Here is a 25,366-nt window from a genome sequence, read left to right as displayed (position 1 = left end):
CGAAGCTGTCCAACCGAATAGTCAGTTTAAAAACACAGGGGAGTTCCGATGATGGCCGAAAAATCAACAAGTTGCGATAGGCCAGGCTGCAGTCGCTGCGCTGACACAAAGGACCTAGACTTCGATTTTACAATGGCTTTCCAGCCTATTGTGAATTGCAGAGATCAGCATGTCTTTGGTTATGAGGCGCTGGTAAGAGGCATAAATAACGAGTCTGCTTACTCGATTATTTCTCGCGTCAATGATGATAATCGGTATGCCTTTGATCAGCAGTGCAGAGTCAAAGCCATCGCGTTGGCGGCGAAGCTGGGTATCGATTCCATGCTGAGCATCAACTTTTTACCGAACGCTATTTACAAGCCAGAACTCTGTATTCGCACCACCTTTGAAGCGGCCAAACAGTATGGCTTCCCGACTGAGCGGATTATGTTTGAATTCACCGAAGTCGAGAAGATTGAAGACAGCAGTCATATAAAAAAAGTGGTGGAGCATTATCAAGCGTTGGGTTTTAAAACTGCTACCGATGATTTTGGCGCCGGATACTCAGGGCTCAACCTGCTAGCTGATTTTCAGACCGATATCGTTAAACTGGATATGGGGCTGATTCGCAACATACACACAGACAAAGCGCGGCAGGTTATTGTCAGGCATTGTGTGAACATGCTCAAAGATCTCAACATAACGCCGCTGGCTGAAGGCATAGAAACGCATGAAGAGTACTTTTGGCTGCTCGATGCTGGGGTTGAGTTGATGCAAGGATACCTTTTGGCGAAGCCGGGTTTTGAATGCTTGCCCGAGGTTAACTTTATATCCAGCTAAGACTGGCGTGATGCAGGTGCGCTAGGAATGACGGCTGTGGAACCTAATGGAAGGCTTGGGTTACTTGAAACTTAGTTGATTTTAAATCATTTATTGGCCGGTAGGGTTAGCAAGGCATGACGTCTTCGTTGTTGCAATGGTGCTTACAAGCCCCGACTGAAACCGTACTTATGGACTCAGCAGACAGCTGGCTGCAGGTATGGCATCAGTTGCCGTTTGCGCAAGCGACACCTATGGCTCTTGCTGTTATGGGTGGGTTCCAGGCGGATCGCCCCGCATGGGTTTTTGCCAGTGGCTACCAGGCGGCATTGCGTTCGGTATTTCCGGGCACAGCTGGCCCTGGGCTCTTTGCCTTTTGTTTGACTGAAGAAGGTGGTCATGGTGCACGAAACCTGAATACCACGTGGTCGGCTGACGGTAGCGGCGGTATTGGAGTGACCGGGGCCAAGGGCTGGACTCCATTGTTCCAGCATTACAGTGCTTATTTTGTTGCTTGCCAGTCATGGGACCAGGAGCCTAACGCTGAGGCGTGTTTTCGCGTGGTCCGACTGCCCGCAGATACCGACGGAGTCAGCTTCGAAGCGCGCACTCCAGGCCGTTTTTTACCAGAGTTACCAACAGCCCGAATGCAGGTACAGGTCTCGTGTTTGAGTGCTTCCGCGTTGTTGCCCGGGGATGGCTGGAGTGAGTACGCCAAGCCGTTTTCGGCGCAGGAGGAGCTGTACGTTACCGCTGCGTTGTTGGCTTATCTGTTACGCGAAGGGCGTGCTCATGATTGGCCGCAGCACTATGTGCAGCAACTGGTTGGCGCGCTCTCACTGCTGTGCTCGCTGGTAGATACTAAGCTGGATACCGCGATTGAACTGGTGACGCTCTCCGGCGCCACGACTTGGGCTCGTACCCTTTTTGCAGAGGCCACGGATTTTTGGCGACAGTCCCCGGATGACGTTCGCGCGACACGCTGGTTCAGAGATAAGCCCATCCAAACCCTCTGGGCCGGTAGTAGCGAAAAGCGCGGGGCCAAAGCTTGGGCCGCTCTTTCCAACGCGGGCTGAGCTAAGTGCAATTGCGGGTACTCTTTAAGCTTTTTGGATAAACCATACAAGAAAGTGAAGTTGATATGGCGGATGCGCGAGCAAATAACGGCGACTCTGTGGCGCAGCCCAGGCTTCAAGCCCGCGAGGTCTATCAAGTGCTCAAAGATTTGGCGCTTGGGGTTCGTAACCTGCACGAAAACCGCCCTGGTCGGTGGCACGAGGTGAGCACCGGCGAGATGCGATTGGAGGTGGACGGATATACCATCACGCTTTTCAAAGACGCGGGTGTGCTGGATTACTGCGCGGCATGCGAGGCGATTGATGGGCGTCGGGCCGACGTGCATTGTTGGCCGGGCGCAGGAACTGATCCGCTGGAGCTGCTGAGTGTCTGGGAGCGTACGCAATTGGAGAAGGTGCTGGCGGCTTAGTAAAGCACCTTATAGAAACGAGAGAGGGCGGTGAACGCCGTCGTTAGTAGTGCAACAATGTTTAATCTTGCTTTTTAAAAGGCAGATTTTCCAGCATGTGTATTTTCTGTAACGCCACACCTGTAATCTCCGCCTGCAATCTGGCTAAACGAGCAACTGTTGCCTAGTGTTCAGCTTTTGCTGTGGAACTCGCGTCCTGGCTGTTCGGTCAACAGGTCAGCTTAACGTCGGTTTTAATTACAATTGCTGTGTCGCAGCAAGGTGATTAAACGTCATCCCAGGGTCCAATAGCGGGCCCGGTTGGGCGTTAGCTGCTATATCTATTTAATATGCTTTAATCGGCTATTCCTTACCGGAGCACTGATGTCTCAAGCACTGATGGCGTTTTCCTCACTGTACTTCGCAACCCTGCTTATGCTGCTTGGTAGCGGTCTGCTGAGTACCTATCTAGGCTTGTATCTGGCCGCCAAAGGTGTGAGTGAAATCTGGATCGGTGTGTTGATGACGGGGTACTACGTAGGCTTGGTCATGGGCGCTTCGGTCGGCCACAAATTGATTGCGCGGGTCGGCCATATCCGTGCCTTTGTTGCCAGCGCCGGGGTGGTGACTGCTTCTGTTTTGGGGCACGCACTGACCGACAACGTCTCGGTCTGGTTGGCGTTACGGGTTCTAGCGGGCATGGCAATGATGTGCCAATACATGGTGCTGGAGAGTTGGTTGAACGAGCAGGCTGAGTCTCACCAGCGTGGTATGGTCTTCGCCAGTTACATGGTCGTGACCTTCCTTGGGCTAGTGCTGGGTCAGGTGGTATTTACTGTGATGCCTGATCTGCAAATCAAGCATCTGCTGTTTGTCGCCATGTGCTTTTCACTGTGTCTTGTGCCGGTAGCGGTGACCAAGCAAATTCACCCAGCGCCGCTGCATCCCGCGCCGCTCAAAGTTAAGCTCTTCGTGGAGCGCATTCCGCAGGCGCTGACCACCATTGTGGTGGCTGGCCTGATGTTGGGCGCCTTCTATGGTATGGCGCCGGTGTTTGCGAAAACCGAGGGTCTGACCACCTCGCAGATCGGTATTTTTATGGCGGTCACCATTTGTGCTGGTTTGATGGCGCAATGGCCGGCTGGCTGGCTGTCAGACCGGGTGGATCGCAGTCACTTGATTCAGCTGAATGCCATTGTGCTGACTGGCGTTTCGGTATTGATGGCGCTGGATTTATTGCCGGGCATGGCTCTGATGATATTGACGGCCATCTTTGGTTTTCTGGTATTTACTCTATACCCGCTGGCGGTGGCTTTGGCTAATGACCACGTCGAGCCCGACGATCGGGTGCCGTTATCCGCCATGTTGTTGCTCACCTTCGGCTTAGGTGCCAGTGTTGGGCCGTTGGCCAGCTCTGCAATGATGAAGATGTGGGGCCCTGAAATGCTCTACATTTTCATGGCGTGCTGCTCTATGGTATTGGTATTCAGGGTCCGCGCAGGTGCGGTCACCGGAGAGCACTTGGTGGAAGAGGCGCCGCTGCACTTTATGCCGGCCGCCGGTAACCTGGTGAGTTCATCATTGGCAGCTGCTATGGACCCACGGGTCGACGAACAGGCAGTGGCGGATCAGATGCAAGACGATGTTGTTGAAGAGCCGCAAGAGCCGCTGACAGAGGCCGAGGTGGCTGCAGCCGATGCAGATCAGGACGATCACCGTCCTGGTTAGCAGGCCTTGGCAGCAGAGACTAAAACAGGTCTTCTTTCTCGATACGGCGGGCTTCGCGCTGTAGATAGTTCACGAATTTATCTATTTGTCGTTGAGCCAGCGGCGATGGTTGCTGAAAGTGGATGCCGACGTGGGTCTCGTTAGCGGTTTCCATAAAAACTGCGTGGCGTATTTCTACGGCTAACTCCAGTCTGCCGGTTTCCGGCAGCTGCAAATAGCAGGGTGTGTACACTTCGCCCGGCTGCAGCGATTTGCTCAAGTCGCCATCGAGGCGGATCTTGCAACCGGTTGCTGAAATATCCATCAAATAGGATTTCAGCGTGCGTTCGCGCTCCGCATGATTCAGCTCCAGAGGGATGTCTGCTGTGCGGCGCACTCCAGCGCGAAAGGCACCGCGCTTTTGGTGATAGGTCAGTTCTTCCGGAAATTTTGCAGCGTAAGCCGGGGCGTCATCGAGCATGACTTGAGCCGCACCTGGGCAGCTCCAGCGCATGTGAATCCCCTCATGCCAGGCATCAACCTTAAAAGCTTCGCCTTGGCTGGCGTAGCGATCACCCTCACGTGGGATCATTTCGTCGATCCACAGCTCACCGCTATTGGTATCCAGGTTCACGATAAAGCTCTGAAACTTCTGCAGACGATCATCAAAGGTGATGATTAAGGGGTCGCGAGACAACATTAATGTCTTCAGCAGCGCAGTGATTTCAATGGGGGAGCGAATATCGCGCGGCGGCTGTGGGCCAGCTTCTTGTGAGAATAGGGTAGACACTTAAGGCTCTCGGTATTATTAGTTTGGCAGACCGTTAGTTGGCTCGAGCCTTACTATACAGCAAGCTGGCGGATTGGCATCAGTCTCAAACCTTGGTTAGGTCTCGGGAGATGCCGGAGCGACTGCGATTGCCTAGTTGGTCGTAGATGTTCTGCCCGGATTCGCCCTGGTTGCGCAGCAAATCAAGCAGGCTAGAGGTGCTGTTTTGACTATGCCGAACCAGTCGCGCGTTGCGGTCGTTGGCGGCTTTGCATTGCTCAAGGTTATCGAAGAATTGCTGATAGGCGGCGTGCAGATCAGTATCGCCAAGGCTGGCAACATGATTTTGCAGGTTCTGAGCAGCTACCTGGTGCGCGTTGCAGTAGCTTTTGATGCTTTGATCGTGATGCGCGAGAGCGTCGATCAGTGGGCGTTTTTCTTGCAGCAGCTTTTCCAGTTCGTCCATATTTTGCTGGACGATTGCGTCACGCTCTCGCTCAGTCAGAGCAAGGTAACGTTCGCAGTCCTGGTCAGCTTGTTGAAGAATGGCGTTCAACTGATGCATGGGTGCCTCCGCAAGGATGGCCAGGGTCACACGGCTGGTCAGCTTTCGAAGCTGAGCAGCTTGTCTGCGATCCGGTTGCTGTCGACCTGATAACTGCCGTCGGCAATGGCCTGTTTAATTTGATTAACCCGTTCACTGTCGACTTCCGGCAGATCGCGTAGGCGTTCTTCGATGGCTTGCAGCTGCTGAGCTTGCTGGCTCAGGCTAACCGATGAACGCTCGCTACTGGCTTCTTGTCCGGCAGTGGCGGTAGTTTTTGCGGCGTTGTCGAGCGTTGCTTCACGCTTGCCAGCAGCGCTGTTTGTTTGGTTACTGCGAGCAGCCCCGGAAGGTCCGTTCGGCGAGTTGAAGTCAATGACCATGATGAATTCCTCAAACTGTAAAATCTTCTCTAACCGCTTTAACGGCCGCGTGGCTGAAAACTTTAGGGAAAATAAGTGTGAAGAGCATCACAGTATGGCGTGCTCGGTTTCTGTCGGCAGTATATCCGATAATTCGCCATTCATCACATCTCCACTCTGACTTGGCCGGCGCCGCTAACGCGGGCCGTTATCTCGCGATTGGAGCGAGTGTTGCGCACTTTAATCTGTGCGCCCAGAGCGCCGCTTTCCATGGCTTCGCCAGGCATCACCACGGAGACATTGCCGTTGCTTGCGCGGATGACCACTTTGTCGCCCCGGCGCACAATCTCGTTCTGCTCAATGACCGCAAAGGTGATAATGCTGTCGGGCGAAACCGGACGGGTGAGTCGCATGCCAATTGCCTGTTGTGGATCGACCAGGTACTTGTCGCGTAGCAAGCCTGTATCGCGCTCCTGCAATGTCAGATCGTCGGCGTTGAGAATGGTATTGCGTGCTAAAGGTCGAGCGCTGACGACGACTTGCTCATACAGGCTGACTTGGCCCGGAACGAACAAGCGCCAAGGCGAGCTGCTATTGCAGGTGAGTCGTACCGTGACCCGGCCAACCGGAATGTTGGGGCTCTCGAGTTCTGCACTGAGCTTATCTTCTGGGCAGATCGGCAGGCGTAGTCGAGCATCGAGCCGGTTCAGCTTGATTTCGTAGCGCGCCGGTTGACCATTGCGTGCGATGTGTTCTTGGACTTCTTGCTCAAGAAACTGGTTGGTCGCGCCGATAAGCTGATCAATGAGCGGGTTAGCGAGCAGTGGCGTTGAAAAAAAGATCGCCAATGCCGCGCACCCGGTGATAAAACGCATACAATTACCTTCATAACAAATGGTCGGTGCGTGTCATTTTACTGTCGGTTGGATAGCCTTAACGCCAATCCTGCAGGAAACATGCCGTATTGAGCTCAATACAAATAAGGAGCTGCCCATGGCTGGTGTAATGGATTCAGTCAATCAGCGTACTCAGCTGGTTGGTCAGAATCGGTTGGAACTGCTGCTGTTCAGGCTGGCAGGCAACCAGCTATATGGCATCAACGTATTCAAGGTGAAAGAGGTGTTGCAATGCCCGCGCCTGACGATGATGCCCAAGCTGCATCCGGTCGTACGCGGAGTCGCGCACATCCGCGGTGGTACGCTGCCGATCCTTGATCTGAACCGTGCTACTGGTGGTCCTGGGCTGGATAATCTAGACACCGCCTTTGTGATTATCACCGAGTACAACTACAAGGTGCAGGGTTTTCTGGTGCGTTCGGTTGAGCGCATCGTCAACATGAATTGGTCCGAGATTCATCCACCGCCAAAGGGCACCGGCCGCGATCATTATCTCACCGCAGTGACGCGGGTCGATAACCAGATGGTTGAAATTATCGACGTGGAGAAAGTGCTTGCTGAAGTGGTGCCGACCAACGAGAAAATTTCCGAAGGCGTGATCAACAAAGAGACACAGGCTGAGGCGCTTACCCGCAAGGTGCTCATAGTTGATGACTCCTCAATCGCGCGCAAGCAAGTCTCGCGCTGCCTGCAGGAAGTAGGCGTGGAAGTCATCACGCTTAACGATGGTAGACAGGCTCTCGACTGGCTTAGGGCCCAGGCTGATTTGGGTGAGGATGTAAGCAAGAGCCTGTTGATGATTGTGTCGGATATCGAGATGCCGGAAATGGACGGCTACACGCTGACCGCCGAAATCCGCAATGATCCGCGACTGAAGAACTTGCATGTGATGCTGCACACCTCATTGTCGGGTGTGTTCAATCAGGCAATGGTCAAGAAGGTAGGCGCTGATGACTTTCTTGCCAAGTTCAAGCCGGATGACCTTGCTCAGCGCGTTATTGATCGCTTGCACGCTACGCGCGAGTAGGCTGAATAAACGATGGCGCGGAATTTTATACTGAACTCAAACAACGCAAGGCGGCGCGTGTGACTTTGGCTAATCAGGACTTTCTGGCATTTCGTGATTTTTTGGAAAAAGCCTGCGGCATTGTGCTGGGTGACAATAAACAGTATCTGGTATCAAGCCGCCTCAATCGGTTGCTCGAGCAGGAGAAAATTGGCAGTTTGGGTGAATTGGTCAAGCGTATTCAAGCCCAGCCGCGCGGCGGTCTTCGCGAGCTGGTTATCGATGCAATGACAACCAATGAAACGCTCTGGTTTCGGGATGTTTACCCGTTTGAAGTGCTCAAGAAAAAGCTCATTCCGGAGTTTATTAAAGGTAGCCCAGGGCAGCGCCTGCGGATCTGGTCTGCTGCTTGCTCGTCAGGTCAAGAGCCATACTCACTGAGTATGTCGATCGATGAGTTTGAACGCAGCAACCTCGGTCAGTTGCGCGGCGGCGCGCAGATCGTTGCCACGGACCTATCCGGTGGCATTCTAAATGCAGCCAAAAGTGCAGAGTACGACAGCCTCTCCGTGGCTCGGGGTTTGTCGCAGGAGCGCCTGACGCGTTACTTTGATCCTTTGACACCAGGTCGCTGGGCGCTCAAGCAGGCGGTGCGCAATCGCGTCGAATTTCGTGCGATCAACCTGCTTGATAGTTACTCGATTCTTGGCAAGTTCGACATTGTGTTCTGCCGTAATGTACTGATCTATTTTTCTGCGGACGTTAAAAAAGACATATTGCGGCGCATTCACGCCACGCTCAAACCCGGCGGATACTTGATGCTGGGCGCGTCAGAGGCCTTGAATGGGTTGCCTGAGCTGTATCAAATGGTGCAATGCAATCCCGGTATTGTGTACCAGGCACGTTGATTTTTCCGCTTCTCCCGAGATTTTGCCGCCGCTTGTTGCGCGGCAAAATCTTTGCCGCTTTCCCTCGATTACCGTCTTTGGCATTGCCGCCTGCCGGTAATGAATTGCCGCTTTTTTGACTCTTAATTGCTTAGCTACTTGATTTAAATACATATTATTTATTGGCATGCACTTTGCTTTGTTGTTGGCATAGAAGTCTTTTGGCTCTGTGCCAGAGCGAGGAAGGTTGCCATGAGTTTGAGTTTCGAAAACGCACTTGGTGTGCATGAACAAGCGCTTAAGTTCCGCTCTCAGCGGGCTGAGGTGCTGGCCAATAATCTCGCCAATGCGGAAACCCCCAACTATAAAGCGCGCGATCTGGATTTCAGTGCGGTGCTAGCGGCGCAGCAGCCGGGCAATAGCCAGGCGGTTAGCGTCGCGCAGACCAATGACGGGCACATCGCCGCTGAAAGCCTTATCGATCAAGTGGCCGGCCTGAGATTTCGCACTCCGCTGCAGCCCTCGCTCGATGGCAACACTGTAGATCCTGAAGCAGAGAAGGCCGCCTACGCCGAAAACGCGATCGACTTTCAGGCCAGCTTTACCTTCCTCAATAGCAAATTCAAAGGGCTGATGACTGCCCTGCGAGGAGAGTAATTTATGTCACTCGATAAAGTATTTGATATTGCCGGATCCGGGATGAGCGCGCAGTCGCTGCGTTTGAACACGGTCGCCAGCAACATTGCCAATGCCGAGACCGTTTCCAGTAGCACCGGCGATACCTATCGCGCGCGCAACCCGGTTTTCGCCACTATTTTTAATGCCGAGCAAGCGACTGGTGCATCCCTATTCAGTGATGAGCAGCAGGCGGGTGCAGGTGTGCAGGTGCTGGGAATTGTTGAGTCGGCCGCTGAGTTGGAGCCGCGCTACGAGCCGGATCATCCGATGGCGAACGAAGAAGGTTATGTGTTTTATCCCAACGTTAATGTGGTGGAAGAGATGGCCAACATGATGGCTGCGTCACGGTCTTACCAGACCAACGTAGAAGTCATGAATACCGCCAAGACCATGTTGCAACGCGTCCTTACTCTGGGTCAGTGAACGGAGATTTATAGATCATGAGTGTCAGCAATAATGTGGCAGTGGGCAACAGTGTATTGGATCAGTACGAGATCAAATCAGACCGTTTCGCCACGGGTGATGATCTGGGCAAAGATCAGTTCCTCGAGCTGTTGGTCGCGCAGATGAACAATCAAGATCCGCTGTCGCCCCAAGAGAACGGTGAATTTATCGCCCAGCTAGCGCAGTTCAGTACGGTTGAGGGTATCGAGAATATGAACACCTCAATGGAAGCGCTGCTCAGCGGTTATCAGTCATCGCAAGCGCTGCAGGCATCTTCTATGGTCGGCCGCACAGTGGTAGTGCCTTCGGACAAGGCCATTGTGGATACCGCTAACGGCCTGGAAGGGCAGTTTGCCTTGCCAAGTGACAGTGGCGCGGTATCCATCAAGGTGCTCGACAGCTCCGGCAGCCTGGTGGACACCATCAATATGGGAAGCCTCGAAGCGGGTATGCATGACTTTACCTGGGATGGGCAGGACTCCAGCGGCAACATCTTGCCGCCCGGCGCTTATACCTTCGAAGCTAATGCATCGATTGATGGCACCACCAAGCAGTTGGCAACGCTGTTGCCAGCCAATGTAGACAGTGTTTCGCTGGGTGCCGGTGAGAACGGTGAGCTGCTGCTTAACGTGGCTGGGCTGGGCAGTATCAGTCTATCCAATGTTTACTCGATTAAATAACAGTCGTCCGACACTGACTGAGTAAGGAGAAATACCATGGGTTTTAATATCGGTTTGAGTGGTATCCGGGCGGCTGCATCCGATCTGAATATCACCGGTAACAACATCGCCAACTCGGGCACTGTTGGCTTTAAAAGTTCGCGTGCCGAGTTTGCCGACGTCTATGCGGCATCGGTATTGGGCTCCGGCAGTAACGCTCAGGGCAGCGGTGTGGCGCTGGCTAATTCGGCTCAGCTATTTACCCAGGGCAATATTGGTTTTACCGAAAACAGCCTGGATTTGGCAATTAACGGTAACGGCTTCTTTGTAACCAGCAAAGAGGGCGCTCTTAGCTACACTCGCGCAGGTTATTTCGGTACCGATAGCGCGGGTAATATCGTCAACAATGCCGGCGAGCGTTTGCAGGGCTTTGGCGTGAACGCGGTATCGGGCCAGATCAATCAGGGTATTCAAACGGACCTGCGCGTGGACACACGCTCTGCCGATCCGAATGCCACAACGGGTATTACTTCCACGCTGAATCTGAACTCCACTCAGACGCGGCCGGCAGTTTTTACCCAGCAGTATGATGCGGCTTATGCTACCTCCATTGCTACCGCAGCTACCCCCGGCAGTCCGACTCCTGCAGAGATTGCTACTGCGCAAGCGGCGGGATTGGCAGCAGGGCAGGCGACATTCGATCCAACTAACTCGGCTTCTTATAATAGCTCTACGTCGGTGAACGTATTCGACAGCTTGGGTAACTCTCATGTGTTGACCAAGTATTTCGTCAAGAACGACGCCAACAGCTGGGATATGCACGTGTTGATCGACGGTCGTGACCCGCAGACTGGCGTGCAGGCAGCGGATCCAGCCTTTACGCCAAACAGCAGCTACGCCGTTCAGTTCAATAGCGTAGGTGAATTGACGTCGCCGCAGCCTTACAACGTTACCGGCTGGGCACCACTTGATAGTGAAGGTCAGCCAACAGGTGCTGATTCGCCAGTGGGTAGTCTTGCCATCAACCTGACCGGTTCTTCGCAGTACTCTTCCAGTTTCGCAGTGACCTCCGTGACCCAGGATGGCTTTACCACGGGTGAGCTGGCGGGCCTGGAAATAGACCAGTCAGGTATGTTGGTGGCTCGCTACACCAATGGACAGACTAAGGTGCAAGGGCAAGTTGTATTGGCTACCTTCGCCAACCAGCAGGGTTTAACCCCGCTGGGTAATACCGCTTGGTCACAGTCCTTTGCTTCCGGCGAGCCGGTGGTTGGTGCGCCTGCTACGGGTACTCTCGGTGGCATTCAGTCGGGTGCGTTGGAAGCGTCGAACGTCGACATCTCCGAACAATTGATCCAACTGATTGTCGCGCAGCGTAATTATCAAGCTAACGCTAAGACCATTCAGACTGAAGACGCTGTAACCCAGACCATCATCAATCTGAGATAAGCCAGCGGCTTATACCTCGGCGGTGATTCGAGCGGCAATACCGGCAATTAAACTTGCCGGTATTGCCGCTTTTTTATTGGGTTATATTTTTAACTATTTGATAATAAACATATAAATCTCGGTTTTTATTTAATGGCATGATCCGTGCTTTATCTTCTGTATCAAGAGCAAAAGCGGCAATTCCTTGTCGCGTAAGTTGATTCGGGAGAAGGGCATGGACAAATCTCTGTACATATCCATGACGGGCGCGAGCCAGAACGCGCTTGCGCAGCGCTCGCACGCCAACAACCTGGCCAACCTCACCACCACTGGGTTCCGCAAGGACTTTGAGCAGGCCCGTTCCATGCCCGTATATGGCGACGGCTTTGCTACGCGTGCCTATGCCATGACCGAGCGCCCGGGCACCGACATGTCTGCTGGCAGCATGCAAGAGACCGGTCGTGAGCTAGATATTGCGGTGCAAGGTGAGGGCTGGATTGCAGTGCAGGCCCCCGATGGCACCGAAGCCTATACCCGCGCCGGTAATCTTAAAGTTGATGTGTTCGGCATTCTGCGTACCAGCAGCGGCATGCCGGTGTTGGGCAACGGTGGGCCGATCGCAATACCGCCAGCAGAAAAAATCGAAATTGGCTCAGACGGCACCATCAGTATTCGTGCGCTGGGTGAGGCGCCGACCGTCATGGCGGAAGTTGACCGTATCAAATTGGTCAACCCTGACCCGGGCACCATGCGTAAGGCTGCAGACGGCTTGATGCGCGGCGACGGCTTGGAGCAGCCTGCCGATGGGGCAGTTCAGGTGGCTACCGGCTTTCTGGAAGGCAGTAACGTCAACGCCGTCGAAGAAATGACCTCTATGTTGGCGCTAGCGCGACAGTTTGAACTGCACGTGAAAATGATGCGCACCGCAGACGAAAACGCACAGGCATCCGATCGAGTCCTGCAAATCAGTTAACGTTTAATAGCAGTGTCAGTTAACTGACACGCGAGGAGAGACAGCATGCTCGCAGCACTTTGGGTAAGCAAAACCGGTTTGTCCGCTCAGGACACCATGCTAACCACGATTTCCAACAACTTGGCCAACGTGTCCACCACCGGCTTTAAACGTGATCGTCCCGAGTTTGAAGATCTGTTGTATCAGGTCAAGCGCCAACCCGGCGGGCAAAGCACGCAGGACACTCAGCTGCCTTCAGGTCTGCAGCTGGGTACCGGTGTGCGAGTAGTAGGGACCCAGAAAATCTTTACCGAAGGCACCCTGCAGACCACCGAGCAGCCGCTTGATATGGCAGTGAATGGTCGTGGTTTTTTCCAAATTCTGATGCCGGATGGCAACTTGGGTTATACCCGCGACGGTAGCTTTCACCTCGACGCCGATGGCCAGATCGTTACCTCCAACGGCTTTCCTTTGGAGCCCGGCATTGTGTTGCCTGACGATGTGCAGAACCTGACCATCGGTGAAGATGGCACCGTCAGCATTTCGGTGTTCGGCGACCCGGGTATTCAGCAGCTGGGCAATCTGCAAACAGCCGACTTTATTAACCCCGCTGGCCTGCAATCGATCGGTAACAACCTGTTCCTGGAGACCGCCGCCAGTGGTGCGCCACAAACCGGTAACCCCGGCGAAAATGGCTTGGGCACTGTACTGCAGAACACCCTTGAGAACTCTAACGTGAGCGTCGTCGAGGAGCTGGTGAACATGATCACCACCCAGCGCGCTTACGAAATGAACTCCAAAGTTATTTCCACCGCAGACCAGATGCTGCAGTACATCAGTCAGAACCTCTGACGGGAGTGATCGGCAATGAACATGTTGCGTAACGCATTGGTGCTTTTCGGCATGGCGAGTCTGGTTGGCTGCGTGCAGATGCCGCCCACCCGCGACGATCCGGCTTATGCTCCGGTGCTGCCGCGCACGCCGTTGCCACAGGAGTTGAACAACGGTTCGATCTATCAGCCCGGCTTTGAAATGAGTTTGTACAACGACCGCAAAGCGCACCGGGTGGGTGACATCATCACGATTACCCTAAGCGAGCAGACTGCTGCACAGAAAACTGCCGAGAATGAGATCGACAAGGATAGCTCTGCCTCCATCGCTAACCCGACGTTGTTGGGTAATGTGGCCGGTTTCAAAGGCTTGGATCTCGGTGTCAGCCTATCTGGCGAGCGTGAATTTGACGGTTCTGCTGATGCTAATCAGAGCAACAGTCTGACGGGTTCCATTACTGTCACGGTGGCAGAGGTGCTGCCTAATGGGATTCTGGCAATCCGTGGCGAAAAGTGGATCACGTTGAACCAGGGTGATGAGCTGATTCGTATTTCCGGCCTGGTGCGTACTGATGATATCGGTCCGGACAACACCGTATTGTCGACCCGTGTGGCCGACGCCCGGATTACCTATTCCGGTACCGGTGCTTTTGCCAATGCCAGTCAGCCGGGTTGGTTGAACCAGTTCTTCCTCAGCCCACTGTGGCCTTTCTGACAGGAGAGACAAGATGCGCTTTTTTTCGCTCTGCTTATGCCTGCTATTGGCCAGCCCTCTGGCCCTGGCCGACCGCCTGAAGGATATCGGTAATATTGCCGGCGTCCGCAGCAACCAATTAATTGGTTACGGCTTGGTAGTAGGTTTGGATGGCTCCGGCGATCAGACCAGCCAGACGCCATTTACCGTGCAAACTTTTACCAACATGCTGGCGCAATTCGGCATTACGGTTCCGCCGGGTACGCGTATTCAGATGAAAAACGTTGCCGCGGTGGCGATTCATGCTGACCTGCCGCCGTTTTCACGCCCTGGCCAAACCATCGACATCACGGTGTCTTCTATCGGTAACGCCAAGAGTTTACGCGGCGGCAGTCTGCTGATGACACCGCTGAAAGGTATTGATGGTGAGGTTTACGCGATTGCCCAGGGCAATCTGGTGGTCGGTGGCTTTGGTGCTGAAGGCTCAGACGGATCGCGGATCACCGTTAATATCCCTAGCGCCGGCCGCATTCCTAATGGCGCCATGGTCGAGCGTGCGGTGGCCAGTCCGTTCAACTCCGGTGACCACCTGACTTTCAATTTGCATCGGGCAGACTTCACCACTGCCAAGCGGGTAGTGGACCAGATCAACAACACATTCGGACCAGGCGTAGCGCAAGCGTTAGACGGCGGCAGCATTCGGGTACGCGCACCCATTGATCCAAACCAACGGGTTGATTACATGGCGATGATCGAGAATCTGACCATCGACCAGGGTAATGCCGCCGCTAAAGTCATTATCAACTCACGGACTGGCACTATCGTGATTGGTCAAGACGTGCGGGTGCAACCGGCAGCGGTCACGCACGGCAATCTGACTGTCACCATCAGCGAGAACATCAACGTCAGCCAGCCTGACGGCGTCCTGTCCGGCGGTCAAACCGTCGTGGCGCCCAGCTCACAGATCAATATCGATCAGGGCGACAGTCGTATGTTTGTGTTTAATCCGGGTGTCTCGCTGGATGAAATCGTGCGTGCGGTCAATCAGGTGGGCGCTGCCCCCGGTGACCTGATGGCGATTCTCGAAGCACTCAAGCAGGCCGGCGCCTTGAACGCCGATCTGGTTATCATCTGAGTCCGGAGGCCAGCATGAGCATCAACAGCAATAGTCTCAACTACACCGACCTGAACAGCATGAATCAGCTGAAATTGGGCGCCAATGCCAACAGCCCGGAGAATATCCGCAAGGTGGCAGAGCAGTTCGAGTCGCTGTTCGTGAACATGATGGTCAAAAGTATGCGTGATGCCAACGCGGTGTTTGCTGAGGGCAACCCGTTGAATACGCCGCAGACTCGGCACTATCAGGATATGTACGACAATCAGTTGTCGATACATCTGGCCGAAAGCAAAGGGCTGGGCATGACCGATACATTGATGCGTCAGCTTTCGCCGAACAGCACTACGGCCGCCACCGGCGCTGATACTACCGGCAACAACGCGAAAGCGGTTGAGGGGGTAGATCAATCTGCCCTGCTGGCGCGTCGCCGGTTGGCGATCTCTTCTCATTACAGTGAATGGTCAGAGCGGCACGCACAGCAGACCGCTGGCCAGAGCACGCAGAATAGCAAGGTCAGTGACAGCGGCAGCGTTGCAGAGAACTGGCAGCCGCTGCGCGCCCTGCAAGCAGCCTCACGCAACGCGCAAAGCAGTACGACCGAGCAGGTAGTGAACGCTGAAAGCGCCGGTCGCACACGCTTCGCTAATGCCGGAGAGTTTGTTGAAACTATGCTGCCGATGGCTGAAAAAGCGGCTGCGCGCCTGGGTGTTGATCCGCATTACCTGGTTGCTCAAGCGGCACTGGAGACGGGTTGGGGCAAATCGGTGATAAAGGAGTCTGACGGTTCCAGCAGTCACAACCTGTTTGGTATCAAGTCACACGGCGGCTGGCAGGGCGACTCCGCTAACGTGATGACCACCGAATACCGTAATGGCGTAGAAGGCAAAGAGCGCGCGGCTTTCCGTAGTTACGACTCCTGGGAGCAGAGCTTTGAAGATTACGTCAGTTTCCTGGAAACCAATGGCCGTTATCAGCAGGCGCTGAGCAGCACAGCCAATCCGGATTCTTTCTTCCGCGAGCTGCAACAGGCCGGTTATGCAACCGACCCGCAGTACGCTAGCAAGGTATCGCAAATCGCCCGCAAGCTGATCAGCGAAACCGACACTCGACTGGCCGACAATACAGCGACGGCTGATGCCGTAGGCAGGACATAATGGCAGATCTCTTTGGCATCGGTCTCAGCGGGCTCAAGTCGGCGCAGACGCAGCTATCGGTTACCGGTCAAAACATCAGTAACGTCAACACCCCCGGCTATACTCGGCAGACCGCAGTGCAGGCTTCGCAGGTCCCATCGCTGACCGGCGCCGGCTATCTGGGCAACGGCAGCAAGGTGGTGGATGTCGACCGCATTTACAACCAATTTTTGACTAATCAGGTACGCTCAAGCACCTCCTCCAACGCGGAGGTCAATGCGTTCCAATCGCAGATGGAACAGCTCAATACACTCGTCTCTGGTGCCGCAACCGGCATTACACCTGGCTTGCAAAATTACTTTGATGCCTTGCAGACGGCGATTGAAGATCCGTCCAACTTGCCGGCACGGCAACTGTTTCTCTCCGAAGCCGAAGGTTTGGCCTCGCGCTTCAATACCGTTCAGAGCAGCTTGGCAGGGCAGAACCAATTTATTGGCCAACAGATGAGCACCTTGGCTGATCAAGCTAGCCGGCTGGCCACCTCGGTTGCCCAGTACAACGACAGCATCGCCAAGGCGGCGGCTAATGGCGCACAGCCCAATGACCTTCTGGATGCGCGGGATGAAGCCGTGCGCCAGCTCTCTGAGTTAGTAGGTATCACCGTTGTACCGCAAGACGATAACCAAATTAACGTGTTCGTCGGGTCCGGGCAGCCGCTGGTGGTTGGCAATCAAGCATCCACACTGGCAGTGCGCCCGGGAGCATCTGATCCTTCGCGGGTTGATATAGTGCTCAAGAGCGGGGGTTCAACGCAGGATATAACCTCGCTGGTCAGTGGCGGTGAGTTGGGTGGTCTGATGCGCTACCGAGAGGACGTGCTGGATCAAGCACTGAATGCCATCGGCCGTTTGTCGTTGTCGATTGCCGATGAGTCCAACAAGCAGCTGGGCCAAGGGCTAGATCTTAATGGCAATGCTGGCTCACTGTTGTTTAACGACATAAACAATGAAGCGCTGGTAGACGGGCGTAGCCGCGCGCGCGTCAACAACACCGACCCCAATGCCAAGCTGGATATACTGATCAGCGATACCTCACAGCTCAGTACCTCGGACTACGAGGTGGTGTTCAGCAGCGCTACCGAATTTACAGTGCGTCGCACCTCTGATGACAAAGTCAGCGGGCCTTACAATCTGGGTGGTGCGCCGCCGCCGGAGCTGGATGGTTTCACCATAGAACTGGATTCCGGCAGCATCACTTCGGGCGACCGCTTTCTGCTGACCCCGACTCGCTATGCTGCAGCCAATATTGATGTGGTGATGCAGGAGCCTCAGGAGCTGGCCTTCGCCGCGCCGGCTAGCAGTGATGCGAGCTTGGATAACCGTGGTACCGGCAGCATTACTCAGCCGACGTTAACCAGCGGCCCGACTCCTATCGATCCTGCTGCTCTGCAAACGTTGCTTCCGGTAGATCTGAGTTATGACTCGGCTACGGGAGAGCTGACCAGCTCTAGTGGCACGTTGAATCCCTCGCCGTTGGTGATTACCCCCGGGCAGAACAACAGCGTCGAGCTAACCGTTGGTGGTTACACTTTTAGTATGAGCATGAGTGGCACACCCAAGGACGGGGATACTTTCACGCTCAATTTCAATACCGGTGTAGCGGACAACCGCAATGCGCTGGTGATGTCTGAGTTGCAGAGTGCCAAGGTACTGGGGAAGGCCAACGGCGCAGACGGCTTGTCTTTTGTTGATGGCTACGGCGATCTGGTGCAGCGGGTGGCGACTTATACGGCGCAGGCGCGTACCGATTCCGAATCCAGCGCCGCGGTATTGCAACAGGCAACCAATAACCGTGATTCAGTCTCCGCTGTCAGTCTGGATGAGGAGGCGGCTAACCTGATCAAATTTGAGCAGTACTACAACGCCTCGGCTCAAGTGATTCAAGTTGCGCGTTCTTTGTTCGATACATTGCTTAGCAGTATTCGCTAGCAGGTTGTTGAAAAGCGTAAGTGAGGCAGCCAAGGCGAGATGAAAATTGGCTGAGAACGCGGTGTTTATATGCGGTAGATGAGCATTTTGCAGCCACTTTTTAACGCGGTATTGGCAACGCAGGCGGCGTTTCGACGGCCTGCTAACGGGTAACAAGACATGCGAATTTCCACCATACAACAGTTCAACAGCGGCGTGCGGGGCATACAAGACAACTATGCCAACGCTTCACGCACGCAAGAACAGATCAGCTCGGGTAAGCGTCTTCTGTCGCCGGCGGATGATCCCGTGGCGACTGTGCGTCTGCTACAGCTGAGCCAAGAGTCGAATAAACTGGCGCAGTACAGCGATAACATGACGGCAGCGACGAATAGCCTGGCGCAAGAAGAAGCGGTTCTCAATTCGGTCAACAATGGATTGCAAAGAGTACGCGAAATCGCGCTGGAAGCGGGCGGCGGTGGGCTGACAACTGAAGATCGCCAAGCGCTGGCAACTGAATTAGAACAGCGCGAAGAAGAGCTACTCGACCTGTTCAACAGTCGCAATGCGCGCGGTGAATATCTGTTTGGAGGTTATCAGAGTAAAGAAGCGCCTTTTGTTAAAAACCCGGATGGCAGCTATAGCTATCAAGGCGACGAAGGCCAGCGATCGGTGCAGATCGCCGGCTCCAAGACGGTTGCGTTGAACGACAATGGCAAGGAACTGTTCGTTAATGTGACTAACGTCAACCGCGTGCTGACCAGTGCCGATGCGGCCAACACTGGCTCCGGGCGCATTTCGCTCGGCGTAGTGGAAAACAAAAACAACTACGACGACAGTTTTTACCCGCAAGGCAGTGTCAGTATCGTGATTGGCGCCGATGCTGCTAGCTATGAAATAGTCGACAGCACTGGCACGCCGTTGGTGCCGCCGGTCACTGGCGCGTTGGAAGAAAATGACACCGGTGGCTATAGCATTCGTTATGCCGGCGTGGCGGTCACGTTGGACGGTGAGTTAGCGGCTGGCGACAGTTTTAGTATTGCTACGGGCGACAGCAGCCCTACCAGTGATAAGCGCGAAACCCGCAGCATTCTGGAAACCATTGCGACGCTACGTAAAACGTTGGAGACCAGCACTGATAGCAGCGAAGACAAGTTACATCGCCGCGATGTTATTGCTATCACCCTGGATAACCTCGATAGCTCCATGAATAGCGTGTTACAGGTGCAGACCACTATTGGTGCGCGGATGAACGTGATCGACTCCACGCAGGTACAGAACGATGAGCTGTCGCTGATCAACACCTCGGTTACCTCCGAATTGGAAGATCTCGATTACGCCGAAGCGTTAAGCCGTCTCAGTTTGCAGACGGTGGTGCTGGAAGCCGCGCAACAAAGTTTTGTCAAAATCAGCGGGCTGACCTTGTTCAACTTGCTCTAGATTATTCAGCCGCCTGCTGGATTGCTCAGTACAGCTTGGCGGCCGTTTTCAGCATTTCGATAAAGGCGATGGCCGCTGGTGACAAGGGGCGTTGCACGCGGGTCACCAGGCCAAAGCTAGTGCCCGGCATCAGCATTGGCCAGTCGAGCAGGGCCAACCGACCATCGGTGAGCTCTTGCTCCAGCGTGCTGCGGCTGGCGATGCTCAGGGCATCGCAATGCATTACTAGGCGCTTGAGCACGTCCAGATTGTCGCATTCCAAACTAATCATCGGCTCTTCGCGCGGCAGTGTGCGATGCAATAGTTGTTTAATAACACCCGGTAGACGAAAGCTCGCCAGCGGGTACTGCGCCAGTTGTTCAGGCGTCAGATTATGTTCACCGCACAATGGATGTCCGGGGCGACAGAAAAGCACGCTGGGTTCCTGCTGCAGGGGTTCTACCTGTAGCAACGGGTCGCCTTCTAATTCGCGGATATCCGCCACAAAGACTTCCAGTTCTTCGGCTAACAACTGCCGGCGCAGGGCATCCCAATGTTGAATGTCCAGCCTGACTCGCACACCGGGGTAAAGCTTATTGAACTGGCCCAGCACGCGCGGCAAGAGGTCGGCGGCGGGGAAGGGGCCAGCACCAATGAGTAGCTCACCGTCTTCCAGGTCATTGAACTGACGCAACGCGTTTCTCATGGCAGTGCTGCCGGCCAACAGTCGTTTGGCATGCTCCAATACCAGTTGGCCTTGAGGTGTCAGCTCCACACCTTTGCCGCCCCGCACGATCAACGCACAGCCCAGCCGATGTTCCAGCGTTTGTATGCTGCGGCTCAGCGCTGGCTGACTCAAACCAATCGCTTCGCCGGCTCGGATAAAACCTTGATGTTCCACTAACGCTGCAAAGTGGCGTAGCGATTTCAGGTCCAGCGGGTGCTGTTCGATCATGGGGTCGCCAGTGAGTTGATAATGGGGCAGTCGGGGCGGTCGTCGCCTTGGCAGCTACGGGCGAGTTCCGCCAGGGTGTCACGCATGGCCTGAAGGTCCACGATCTTCTGCTCTAACTCCTGCAGATGTTGTTGTGCCAATAATTTTACCTCGCTGCTACTGCGCGAGCGGTCCTGCCAAAGCGCCAACAGTTGCGCCACCTGCTCCATGCTGAAACCTAGCTGCCGCGCACTGTGGATAAAGCGCAGGTTATGCAGGTCGCGCTGGCTGTACTGGCGATAACCCGATTCGCTCCGGGTGGGGGCAGGTAGCAACTCAATGCTCTCGTAATGGCGAATCATCCGCGCGCTCAGTCCGCTGGCTTGAGCAACTTGGCTTATGTTCATTTGGCCTCCGGTTTCCAACGTTTAAGCAGTAGCGCGTTGCTAACGACGCACACGCTGCTGGCGGCCATCATGGCGCCTGCCAGCATTGGATTCAGCAAACCGATTGCGGCTAACGGAATACCCACGCAGTTGTATACGAACGCCCAGAACAGATTTTGTCTTATTTTGCGCCAGCTGGCCCGCGACAAGGATAGTGCCGCAGGCACTAATAGCGGATCACCGCGCATCAATGTGATACCGGCGCTATGCATGGCCACATCGGTGCCCGTGGCCATCGCCATGCCGATATCCGCGGCAGCCAGTGCCGGAGCATCGTTGATACCGTCGCCGACCATGGCAACCACTTTGTTCTCAGCACGTAAACTTTGCACTATCTGGGCTTTTCCGTCCGGTAGTACGCCGCCTCTTATCTGTTGGATGCCGAGTTGCCTGCCGACTGCTTCTGCGGCGGCTTGGTTATCGCCGCTAAGCAATAAAGTGCTGATGCCTTCAGCGTGCAAGCGTGCAATCGCCGCAGCGGCATCCGGTTTGAGAGTGTCGGAAAACGCCAGCAATGCTACCGCGCGTGGTGGATTGTCTGCGGCCAGCCAAGAGAGCGTCGCACCCTTGGCGGACTGGGCATTAACCTGCGCATCCCAAGCAGATAGATCAATGCCTTGATCGGCCATCAAACGGCTGTTGCCGAGCCAGAGTTGCTGCCCTTCCAGTCGGCCTTGCGCACCTCGGCCAGCGCTGACGCGAAAATCACTGGCCGCGGCCGAGCTTACCGACTGCGCTTCGGCGTAGTCGCATACGGCGCGCGCTAATGGGTGCTCAGCTTGTTGCTGTATTGCCAACGCCCAGGCTAAGGCCTGCTCTCGCGGTGTGTCATCCAATACTTGAAAATCGGTTAATGACGGTTGGCCCAGCGTCAGCGTGCCGGTTTTGTCGAACACCACAATATCAACCTGATGGGCCTGCTCTAGGGCAACTGCATCGCGGATCAAGACGCCATGCTTAGCGGCGACACCGGTGCCAACCATGATGGCGGTGGGCGTGGCGAGTCCGAGCGCGCAAGGGCAGGCAATAACCAACACGGCGATAGCGTTAAGCAAAGCTTGTTCAGGCCCGATAAGTAAGCTGCCGATGACCCAGGTAAGCAGCGCTATCAGCATAACGATGGGAACGAAAATAGCGCTCACACGATCAACCAATCGTTGTATCGGTGCTTTGGACGATTGCGCGCTTTCCACCAGGCGAACTATTTGCGATAGCCGGGTTTCGCTGCCGACGGCGCGCGTATCCAGTAGCAATAGCCCATCCTGGTTCATTGAGCCGGCACTGACGCTGTCGCCGGGTTGGCGGCTGACGGGTAGGCTTTCGCCTGTCAGCATCGACTCGTCCACATGGCTACTGCCTTCGCGCACTTCTGCGTCCACCGGAATACGCTCGCCTGGCCTAACGACCAGCAGGTCACCAACGGCGATCTGTTCCAGTGCTACGATTTCGTCTTTACCATCAGTTGTGCGTCGCCGCGCGGTATCCGGACGCAGCGCACTGAGCGCGCGTATGGCTTCCAGTGTTTGGCCTTTGGCGCGGTTCTCCAGGTACTTGCCAAGCAAAATAAAGCTGACAATGGTTGCTGAAGCTTCGTAATACAGCACCGGTATCTCGCCGGGCCCCGCCTGCAAAAAATGCCAGGTGCTTAACGCCCAGCCGGCACTGGTACCCATAGCGACCAACAGATCCATGTTGCCACTGCGGTTGCGTATGGCATGCCAGGCGCCCTTGTAGAAGCGCGCGCCAAAGATGAATTGCACCACGGAGGCTAATACCAGTTGCAACCAGGGCGGCAGCATGAAGTTATGGTTACCGAACAATGCGGGAATCATGCCGATAGCGAGTGGTAGGGTAAAGGCGATAGACAACAGCAGCCAGTGCCACTCTCTACGCAAACTGGCAGTTTGTTCCGAGCCTCTCTTGCGCTCGGCATCCAGCCATTTTCCGGGGTAGCCGGCCCGGTCCAACGCATCCAAGAGCGCTTGATGATTGCTGCCGCTGAGCAGCATGACCCGGACCTGTTGGCTGGCGAGGTTAACCTCGGCGCTAAGCACGCCGGCTACCTGCATTAGCGCTTGCTCGACTCGACGCACGCAACTGGCACAGCTCATGCCTTGCAGTTGTAATTGCCGCTCTTCACGTTTTGCTGGGTAGCCAGCCTTGTCGAGCGCAGCGCTGACTGCGACCACATTCTCGGCCGCTTGAAACTCGAATCGAGCGGTGGTCGCAGCCAGGTTGACCTCGGGCTGTTCAATGCCGGTTACGCCGAGCAATAATTTTTCAACGCGGTTGACGCAACTACCGCAGTTCATGCCGTCAAGGTTTAAGGTAATAGTGTGCATCTGGGCTCTCCAACGTTGCTGATGAGCTCAGCATGAACCTTGACATCATGTGAAGGTCAAGCAGCGTCATCGTCGAGCCCAAATTTAAAAGCCCAGCTTGGGCCCACCACTGCCTTCGCCGAGTTTCAGGCCTACCTTGAGGATCCAGTCGTTATCCATTGCTGCAACCACCCAGCTGTGGCCCTCCCACTGAATATGGTCACCCACCACCGGATGCCCACCGAACTGGCGGCTGAAAAAGGCGGCCAAGGTTAGCTCGCGCATGTCTTCTGGCACGTCAAAGCCATAAAACTTGCCGACCTCACCGAGCTGCGCATCGCCTTCCAGAATAAAGTCGCCAAAGAAGTTACGACTCTCCAGATAGCGCGGCGCTTGTGCCTTGCTAAAGAGTTTGGATAGCGCTGGCAGGTCGCGCGGCCTGCCTACTACACATAGCACATCATGCAGTGCTAGCTGCGTGCTACCGGTGGGGTGCAGCAGACGGTTACCCCGAAATAGTGCAGCGATCCGAGTGTCCGCGGGCATGGTAAGGTCTCGCAAAGCGACGCCGACACACCAGTTGGCATTGTCCAGTTGGTAAATCAGCAGCTCAAAATCCCCTTGAATCGCGGTATCCAGGCTGGTGCGTTGCAGCGGCTCTGGCTGTGGCGGAATCTCTACTTTGCAGAGACGGGCGACCCAAGGCAGCGATGAGCCCTGCAGCAGCAGCGACACCAGTACCACCACAAAGGCCAGGTTGAACAATAGTTGCGCCTGTTCCAGACCTGCCAGCAGCGGAAAGAGCGCAAGGATGATAGGTACTGCGCCGCGCAGCCCGACCCAAGCAATAAACAGCCGCTCGCGCCAGGAAAAGACAAAGGGCGCCAGGCAGATCATGACCGCAATTGGCCGCGCGACAAAAATCAAGAAAAGCGCGATCAGCACCGCTGGCATGGCGATAATCAGCATTTCACTCGGCGTAACCAGCAGCCCAAGCATTAAAAACATACCGATTTGGCTTAACCAGGCCATACCGTCTTGCACCTGCAAAATATTCTGCAGGTTGCGCACGCGCTTGTTGCCGAGAATCAGGCCGGTAAGGTAGATCGCCAGAAAGCCGCTGCCGCCAATTTTGTTGGTGACCGCAAAGACCAGAATGGCGCCGCTGGTGATCAGCAGAGGATACAAGCCCACCGGCAGATGCACGCGGTTGACCAGCCACACCAGTAGAAAGCCACCGCCCAGCCCACAGATCGCGCCAATGCCAAACTGCTCGACCAAGAGTAAGGCGAAGTTCCAACTGAAGCTGCTTTGCCCGCTGGAGAGCATTTCAACCAAGGTGATGGTCAGGAAGATCGCCATCGGATCGTTCGAGCCGGACTCGATTTCTAGCGTCGCGCCTACGCGTTGTTTTAGGTTCAAGCCCTTGCCTTGCAGCAGCGAGAACACGGCCGCGGCGTCGGTCGAGCCAACAATCGCGCCTAGCAACAAGCCCTGCATCCAATGCAAGTCCAGCAACCAGGCGGTCAGACCGCCGGTCAGCGTGGCGCTGATAAGCACGCCGAGGCTGGCTAGCGACATCGCTGGCCACAGGCCGACGCGGAAATTTTCCACCCGTGTGCGCATACCACCATCCAGCAGAATGATGGCCAGGGCCAAGCTGCCGATCAGGAATGCGCTGCTGGTGTCCTCAAAAGCAATGCCACCAAGCCCGTCCTCGCCAGCGAGCATGCCGATGACCAGGAAGATCAACAGCAGGGGGATTCCCAGTCGGGATGAGAGGGAGCTGGCGAGTACGCTGAAGCACAGCAGTAACGCACCAATCATGAAAATGGTATTGATGTAATCCATTTAACACTTGCCTGAAAGCCAGATGATAGACATGCCCACTATAACTTCTCCCACCCCCT

25 protein-coding genes are annotated in these 25,366 nt (G+C 55.1%); 17 read left to right on the top strand and 8 right to left on the bottom strand.

Features of this window, described 5'->3' with window-relative positions; all coding sequences use genetic code 11:
- Positions 1-51: 51 nt before the first annotated feature.
- The 4 genes from AC1XYH_RS10860 to AC1XYH_RS10845 all read left to right on the top strand — a co-directional run bounded on the left by AC1XYH_RS10860 (position 52) and on the right by AC1XYH_RS10845 (position 3,991).
- On the top strand, positions 52-819 hold the full coding sequence (locus AC1XYH_RS10860; protein ID WP_483326358.1) for an EAL domain-containing protein: 768 nt from the start codon (positions 52-54) through the stop codon (positions 817-819).
- Positions 820-935: 116 nt separating this feature from the next.
- Positions 936-1,874 (top strand): hypothetical protein, encoded by a 939-nt coding sequence (locus AC1XYH_RS10855; protein WP_483323210.1) that lies wholly within the window; start codon positions 936-938, stop codon positions 1,872-1,874.
- 65 nt (positions 1,875-1,939) lie between these two features.
- Positions 1,940-2,284 carry a DUF7693 family protein gene (locus tag AC1XYH_RS10850; RefSeq protein WP_483323209.1) on the top strand — a complete coding sequence of 115 codons (345 nt, stop codon included), beginning with the start codon at positions 1,940-1,942 and terminating at the stop codon, positions 2,282-2,284.
- 363 nt (positions 2,285-2,647) lie between these two features.
- On the top strand, positions 2,648-3,991 hold the full coding sequence (locus AC1XYH_RS10845) for an MFS transporter (RefSeq protein WP_483323208.1): 1,344 nt from the start codon (positions 2,648-2,650) through the stop codon (positions 3,989-3,991).
- A 19-nt stretch (positions 3,992-4,010) separates the two neighbouring features.
- Here the strand turns inward: AC1XYH_RS10845 and AC1XYH_RS10840 are convergent, their stop codons facing one another.
- The 4 genes from AC1XYH_RS10840 to flgA form a co-directional block, all read right to left on the bottom strand.
- Positions 4,011-4,760 (bottom strand): flagellar brake protein, encoded by a 750-nt coding sequence (locus AC1XYH_RS10840; RefSeq protein ID WP_483323207.1) that lies wholly within the window; start codon positions 4,758-4,760, stop codon positions 4,011-4,013.
- A gap of 85 nt (positions 4,761-4,845) precedes the next feature.
- Positions 4,846-5,304 (bottom strand): flagella synthesis protein FlgN, encoded by a 459-nt coding sequence (locus AC1XYH_RS10835; protein WP_483323206.1) that lies wholly within the window; start codon positions 5,302-5,304, stop codon positions 4,846-4,848.
- Between the two features lie 38 nt (positions 5,305-5,342).
- Positions 5,343-5,666, bottom strand: a complete 324-nt coding sequence (flgM, locus tag AC1XYH_RS10830) for a flagellar biosynthesis anti-sigma factor FlgM (protein WP_483323205.1) — start codon at positions 5,664-5,666, stop codon at positions 5,343-5,345.
- Positions 5,667-5,809: 143 nt separating this feature from the next.
- On the bottom strand, positions 5,810-6,520 hold the full coding sequence (gene flgA / locus AC1XYH_RS10825) for a flagellar basal body P-ring formation chaperone FlgA (protein WP_483323204.1): 711 nt from the start codon (positions 6,518-6,520) through the stop codon (positions 5,810-5,812).
- A gap of 118 nt (positions 6,521-6,638) precedes the next feature.
- Here flgA and AC1XYH_RS10820 point away from each other — a divergent pair, with 118 nt between their 5' ends.
- The 13 genes from AC1XYH_RS10820 (at position 6,639) to flgL (ending at position 19,776) form a co-directional block, all read left to right on the top strand.
- Positions 6,639-7,568 carry a chemotaxis protein CheV gene (locus AC1XYH_RS10820; protein WP_483323203.1) on the top strand — a complete coding sequence of 310 codons (930 nt, stop codon included), beginning with the start codon at positions 6,639-6,641 and terminating at the stop codon, positions 7,566-7,568.
- A gap of 59 nt (positions 7,569-7,627) precedes the next feature.
- On the top strand, positions 7,628-8,455 hold the full coding sequence (locus AC1XYH_RS10815; RefSeq protein ID WP_483323202.1) for a CheR family methyltransferase: 828 nt from the start codon (positions 7,628-7,630) through the stop codon (positions 8,453-8,455).
- 231 nt (positions 8,456-8,686) lie between these two features.
- A complete protein-coding gene (flgB, locus tag AC1XYH_RS10810; RefSeq protein WP_483323201.1) occupies positions 8,687-9,091 on the top strand; it encodes a flagellar basal body rod protein FlgB in 405 nt (134 codons plus the stop codon).
- A gap of 3 nt (positions 9,092-9,094) precedes the next feature.
- Complete coding sequence (flgC, locus tag AC1XYH_RS10805) at positions 9,095-9,535, top strand: flagellar basal body rod protein FlgC (RefSeq protein ID WP_483323200.1); 441 nt, start codon at positions 9,095-9,097, stop codon at positions 9,533-9,535.
- 17 nt (positions 9,536-9,552) lie between these two features.
- Positions 9,553-10,236: a flagellar hook assembly protein FlgD gene (gene flgD, locus AC1XYH_RS10800; protein WP_483323199.1), complete on the top strand. Its 684-nt coding sequence runs from the start codon at positions 9,553-9,555 to the stop codon at positions 10,234-10,236.
- A gap of 36 nt (positions 10,237-10,272) precedes the next feature.
- Positions 10,273-11,664: a flagellar hook protein FlgE gene (locus tag AC1XYH_RS10795; protein ID WP_483323198.1), complete on the top strand. Its 1,392-nt coding sequence runs from the start codon at positions 10,273-10,275 to the stop codon at positions 11,662-11,664.
- 214 nt (positions 11,665-11,878) lie between these two features.
- Positions 11,879-12,616, top strand: a complete 738-nt coding sequence (flgF, locus tag AC1XYH_RS10790; RefSeq protein WP_483323197.1) for a flagellar basal-body rod protein FlgF — start codon at positions 11,879-11,881, stop codon at positions 12,614-12,616.
- Positions 12,617-12,661: 45 nt separating this feature from the next.
- Positions 12,662-13,447 (top strand): flagellar basal-body rod protein FlgG, encoded by a 786-nt coding sequence (gene flgG, locus AC1XYH_RS10785; RefSeq protein ID WP_483323196.1) that lies wholly within the window; start codon positions 12,662-12,664, stop codon positions 13,445-13,447.
- Positions 13,448-13,462: 15 nt separating this feature from the next.
- Positions 13,463-14,140, top strand: a complete 678-nt coding sequence (gene flgH / locus AC1XYH_RS10780; protein WP_483323195.1) for a flagellar basal body L-ring protein FlgH — start codon at positions 13,463-13,465, stop codon at positions 14,138-14,140.
- A 13-nt stretch (positions 14,141-14,153) separates the two neighbouring features.
- Positions 14,154-15,254, top strand: a complete 1,101-nt coding sequence (locus tag AC1XYH_RS10775; protein ID WP_483323194.1) for a flagellar basal body P-ring protein FlgI — start codon at positions 14,154-14,156, stop codon at positions 15,252-15,254.
- Positions 15,255-15,268: 14 nt separating this feature from the next.
- The gene (flgJ, locus tag AC1XYH_RS10770) at positions 15,269-16,390 is read left to right on the top strand and encodes a flagellar assembly peptidoglycan hydrolase FlgJ (RefSeq protein WP_483323193.1); all 1,122 of its coding nucleotides are present in this window, start codon (positions 15,269-15,271) and stop codon (positions 16,388-16,390) included.
- Positions 16,390-18,357, top strand: coding sequence for a flagellar hook-associated protein FlgK (gene flgK, locus AC1XYH_RS10765; protein WP_483323192.1), 1,968 nt, complete (start codon positions 16,390-16,392; stop codon positions 18,355-18,357). Before flgJ ends, flgK begins: the two co-directional genes overlap by 1 nt.
- Before the next feature lie 159 nt (positions 18,358-18,516).
- Positions 18,517-19,776 carry a flagellar hook-associated protein FlgL gene (gene flgL / locus AC1XYH_RS10760; protein WP_483323191.1) on the top strand — a complete coding sequence of 420 codons (1,260 nt, stop codon included), beginning with the start codon at positions 18,517-18,519 and terminating at the stop codon, positions 19,774-19,776.
- A 25-nt stretch (positions 19,777-19,801) separates the two neighbouring features.
- On the opposite strand, the gene AC1XYH_RS10755 is transcribed toward flgL, so the two are convergent.
- The 4 genes from AC1XYH_RS10755 to AC1XYH_RS10740 form a co-directional block, all read right to left on the bottom strand.
- Complete coding sequence (locus tag AC1XYH_RS10755) at positions 19,802-20,710, bottom strand: LysR family transcriptional regulator (RefSeq protein ID WP_483323190.1); 909 nt, start codon at positions 20,708-20,710, stop codon at positions 19,802-19,804.
- Positions 20,707-21,096, bottom strand: a complete 390-nt coding sequence (cueR, locus tag AC1XYH_RS10750; RefSeq protein ID WP_483323189.1) for a Cu(I)-responsive transcriptional regulator — start codon at positions 21,094-21,096, stop codon at positions 20,707-20,709. Before cueR ends, AC1XYH_RS10755 begins: the two co-directional genes overlap by 4 nt.
- The gene (locus tag AC1XYH_RS10745) at positions 21,093-23,477 is read right to left on the bottom strand and encodes a heavy metal translocating P-type ATPase (protein ID WP_483323188.1); all 2,385 of its coding nucleotides are present in this window, start codon (positions 23,475-23,477) and stop codon (positions 21,093-21,095) included. Before AC1XYH_RS10745 ends, cueR begins: the two co-directional genes overlap by 4 nt.
- Positions 23,478-23,561: 84 nt before the next feature.
- Positions 23,562-25,307, bottom strand: a complete 1,746-nt coding sequence (locus AC1XYH_RS10740; protein ID WP_483323187.1) for a potassium/proton antiporter — start codon at positions 25,305-25,307, stop codon at positions 23,562-23,564.
- Between the last annotated feature and the right edge of the window lie 59 nt (positions 25,308-25,366).

This window comes from Pseudomonas sp. GW-45 (assembly GCF_056896675.1).
This window is presented reverse-complemented; position numbering and strand designations above follow the sequence as displayed.

Excerpts from the sequence above, each read along its gene's own strand:
- AC1XYH_RS10795 (WP_483323198.1), top strand. The coding sequence starts at position 10,273 with ATGGGTTTTAATATCGGTTTGAGTGGTATCCGGGCGGCTGCATCCGAT.
- flgG (WP_483323196.1), top strand. The coding sequence starts at position 12,662 with ATGCTCGCAGCACTTTGGGTAAGCAAAACCGGTTTGTCCGCTCAGGAC.
- flgM (WP_483323205.1), bottom strand. The coding sequence starts at position 5,666 with ATGGTCATTGACTTCAACTCGCCGAACGGACCTTCCGGGGCTGCTCGC.
- flgJ (WP_483323193.1), top strand. The coding sequence starts at position 15,269 with ATGAGCATCAACAGCAATAGTCTCAACTACACCGACCTGAACAGCATG.
- AC1XYH_RS10820 (WP_483323203.1), top strand. The coding sequence starts at position 6,639 with ATGGCTGGTGTAATGGATTCAGTCAATCAGCGTACTCAGCTGGTTGGT.
- AC1XYH_RS10740 (WP_483323187.1), bottom strand. The coding sequence starts at position 25,307 with ATGGATTACATCAATACCATTTTCATGATTGGTGCGTTACTGCTGTGC.
- cueR (WP_483323189.1), bottom strand. The coding sequence starts at position 21,096 with ATGAACATAAGCCAAGTTGCTCAAGCCAGCGGACTGAGCGCGCGGATG.
- AC1XYH_RS10745 (WP_483323188.1), bottom strand. The coding sequence starts at position 23,477 with ATGCACACTATTACCTTAAACCTTGACGGCATGAACTGCGGTAGTTGC.
- AC1XYH_RS10775 (WP_483323194.1), top strand. The coding sequence starts at position 14,154 with ATGCGCTTTTTTTCGCTCTGCTTATGCCTGCTATTGGCCAGCCCTCTG.
- flgF (WP_483323197.1), top strand. The coding sequence starts at position 11,879 with ATGGACAAATCTCTGTACATATCCATGACGGGCGCGAGCCAGAACGCG.
- AC1XYH_RS10850 (WP_483323209.1), top strand. The coding sequence starts at position 1,940 with ATGGCGGATGCGCGAGCAAATAACGGCGACTCTGTGGCGCAGCCCAGG.
- flgD (WP_483323199.1), top strand. The coding sequence starts at position 9,553 with ATGAGTGTCAGCAATAATGTGGCAGTGGGCAACAGTGTATTGGATCAG.
- flgK (WP_483323192.1), top strand. The coding sequence starts at position 16,390 with ATGGCAGATCTCTTTGGCATCGGTCTCAGCGGGCTCAAGTCGGCGCAG.
- AC1XYH_RS10845 (WP_483323208.1), top strand. The coding sequence starts at position 2,648 with ATGTCTCAAGCACTGATGGCGTTTTCCTCACTGTACTTCGCAACCCTG.
- flgA (WP_483323204.1), bottom strand. The coding sequence starts at position 6,520 with ATGCGTTTTATCACCGGGTGCGCGGCATTGGCGATCTTTTTTTCAACG.
- AC1XYH_RS10755 (WP_483323190.1), bottom strand. The coding sequence starts at position 20,710 with ATGATCGAACAGCACCCGCTGGACCTGAAATCGCTACGCCACTTTGCA.
- flgL (WP_483323191.1), top strand. The coding sequence starts at position 18,517 with ATGCGAATTTCCACCATACAACAGTTCAACAGCGGCGTGCGGGGCATA.
- AC1XYH_RS10855 (WP_483323210.1), top strand. The coding sequence starts at position 936 with ATGACGTCTTCGTTGTTGCAATGGTGCTTACAAGCCCCGACTGAAACC.
- flgB (WP_483323201.1), top strand. The coding sequence starts at position 8,687 with ATGAGTTTGAGTTTCGAAAACGCACTTGGTGTGCATGAACAAGCGCTT.
- flgC (WP_483323200.1), top strand. The coding sequence starts at position 9,095 with ATGTCACTCGATAAAGTATTTGATATTGCCGGATCCGGGATGAGCGCG.
- flgH (WP_483323195.1), top strand. The coding sequence starts at position 13,463 with ATGAACATGTTGCGTAACGCATTGGTGCTTTTCGGCATGGCGAGTCTG.
- AC1XYH_RS10860 (WP_483326358.1), top strand. The coding sequence starts at position 52 with ATGGCCGAAAAATCAACAAGTTGCGATAGGCCAGGCTGCAGTCGCTGC.
- AC1XYH_RS10835 (WP_483323206.1), bottom strand. The coding sequence starts at position 5,304 with ATGCATCAGTTGAACGCCATTCTTCAACAAGCTGACCAGGACTGCGAA.